Genomic DNA, 2,474 nt, shown 5'->3' on the forward strand with positions numbered 1-2,474 from the left:
ACGCCGTGGGTGCGACATGAAGTCGCATAGATAATTGTTGGAATGATACTTACGGGTATCAGCTTTAACCCGCTGTTCCGTCAGCGGTAGCCTACCGACCGATGCACCTTAATGTTGTATTAAGCGGTCGGGACGAAGTACACTTTCGCAAGACAAGACAGAACCGTGAGGGGAAGTCAAGTACGGTTAGTATCATACCGTAGAGTGGCGAGGCTGGATAGTATGGTTAGCGCAAGCGAACTGTTAGTAAACTTCGTAATGTCACGAAAGAGTGTAAGATACTGGCACACTCTACCCAAAAGGGAAGCGGTCGGTTAATCCTCTCCATGGTAGGATTACACGGATATAAGCACCGCCGGAGGATGAGACAGAACCTAACCTATCCGTTAGTTATCTATGTGGAACATGGTAAGCCTGTATATCTCCTGTCATGTAAAAATGACAGGTAAGCTGACAGCAATGAAAGCCGAATGGTGTGCAGGTATAAGATAACAGAAAAAGCGAATGCCGTTCTGTAATGGAGCGGATACGGATTGAACCGACATCACGGGCTGATGTGGGCGACATCATCCGACACGAAAGTGGGCAGACTTCTGTGACGACATTAGGTAGGCAATCAAACCGAATGTTGTCAAATGGTGATTCTTTACAATTAACTTTTAGAACTTTCAAAAGGAGGAAAGCAAATGAACGAAAACAAGACATCGTGTGCGCCTGCTGACAATCAGCAAACACTTTGGGACAGAATAGACTGGACTAAAGCGGAGTTGGCTGTCAGAAAGCTACAAGCACGAATTGTAAAGGCTCAGAAGGAAGGCAGATACAACAAGGTGAAAGCCTTGCAGTGGACGCTGACCCACTCTTTTTACGCAAAAGCCTTAGCCGTAAAGAGAGTTACTTCTAACGGAGGTGGCAACACCCCCGGAGTGGACATGGAAACATGGGAGAAACCCGAAGCAAAAACACAAGCGGTAAGCGAACTCAAACGCAGAGGCTACCAGCCGAAGCCATTGAGAAGAGTCCACATCAAAAAGAGTAATGGCAAACTGCGACCGTTGGGAATACCGACAATGAAAGACAGAGCCATGCAAGCACTCTACCTTATGGCATTAGAACCAGTGTCGGAAACAACAGCCGACTCACGTTCATACGGTTTCCGCAAGGAACGCCGCTGTATGGACGCGGTAATGCAATGCCATAACATTCTCCGAAAAGGCTATTCTCCCGAATGGATTCTGGAGGGTGACATAAAGGGGTGCTTCGACCATATCAGCCATGAATGGCTGCTTGCCAACATCCCTATGGACAAGGCAATACTCCGAAAATGGTTGAAATGCGGCTATATCTTCAACAAACAGATGTTCCCGACAGAGGAGGGAACGCCACAAGGTGGCATTATCTCTCCCACGCTTGCCAATATGACATTGGACGGATTGCAGAAAGTCCTTGCAGAGAAATATAAACGAGTTAGAATCAAAGGTAAGTTATATTCGCCAATGGTGAATCTTGTCCGTTACGCTGATGACTTTATAATTACCTGCGAGAACCGTGAAACACTTGAAAAGGAAATCAAGCCATTGGTAGCCGACTTTATGTCTGAAAGAGGTCTGACCTTATCAGAAGAAAAGACGGTGATAACCAATATCCGTGACGGTTTCGATTTTCTCGGTTTCAACATCCGCAAATTCGGCAATGAAATATTGACCAAGCCGACCAAGAAAGCCGAAAAACGCTTTATGGAGAATATCCGTAAGGTGACAAAAGGTCATAAGGGTTGCAAGCAGGAATCATTAATCAGGATGTTGAATGCTAAAATCCGAGGATGGGGAGCATATTATCAGCATGGGGCGACACGTGATTCTTTTCACAGAATCGACCATCAGATATTTCTCGCCTTGTGGCAATGGGCTAAACGCCGTCATTCCAAGAAAGGGAAACAGTGGATAAAAGACCGCTATTGGCACAATATCCGAGGGAACAGCTGGACTTTTGCGGCTAAGTTCAAGAAATCAAACGGCAAAGAAGACCAACTTACCTTGTTGAAACTGGCATCTTCGTTTCCTTTTCTGCAATATACGCAGATAAAGGGGGACATGAATCCGTTTGACGCAGACTGCCGCCTGTACTTCAATAAAAGAATGAAGTCAAAGATGCTTGTGACGCTGAAAGGACGTAAATCCCTGCTTTACCTATGGGAAAAGCAAGGTCGGAAATGTCCGATATGTGGTGAACCGATTGACACGCATAAGGCATGGAATGTAATGCCGACCGTACAAGACGGACGGAAATGCAATCTGTTGGTTCATGATGAATGTTTCAAATTATCCCGTAAAAACAATGGAAACAAGAAGTAGGATGAGCCGGTCTCTGCACACGAACAGAGACTTTGAAAAGCTTGAGCCGTATGAGGGGAAACCCTCACGTACGGTTCTGAGGGGGGAAGAGGGCAGTAATGCCCTTGACCTACCCGATCG

Annotated in this window: 1 protein-coding gene and 1 pseudogene; both read left to right on the forward strand. The window is 46.1% G+C overall.

Annotation, left to right across the window (positions count from 1 at the left end):
* Window positions 1–686: 686 nt before the first annotated feature.
* Window positions 687–2,354: a group II intron reverse transcriptase/maturase gene (gene ltrA, locus DXA74_RS15855; protein WP_118529093.1), complete on the forward strand. Its 1,668-nt coding sequence runs from the start codon at window positions 687–689 to the stop codon at window positions 2,352–2,354.
* Window positions 2,338–2,474 (forward strand): annotated as a pseudogene (locus DXA74_RS16760) (DNA methylase); the annotation flags it as partial. The gene ltrA and the pseudogene DXA74_RS16760, both read left to right, overlap by 17 nt.

The organism is Bacteroides sp. OF04-15BH (genome assembly GCF_003477995.1).
Lineage (GTDB): Bacteria > Bacteroidota > Bacteroidia > Bacteroidales > Bacteroidaceae > Paraprevotella.

Excerpts from the sequence above, each read along its gene's own strand:
- ltrA (WP_118529093.1), top strand. The coding sequence starts at position 687 with ATGAACGAAAACAAGACATCGTGTGCGCCTGCTGACAATCAGCAAACA.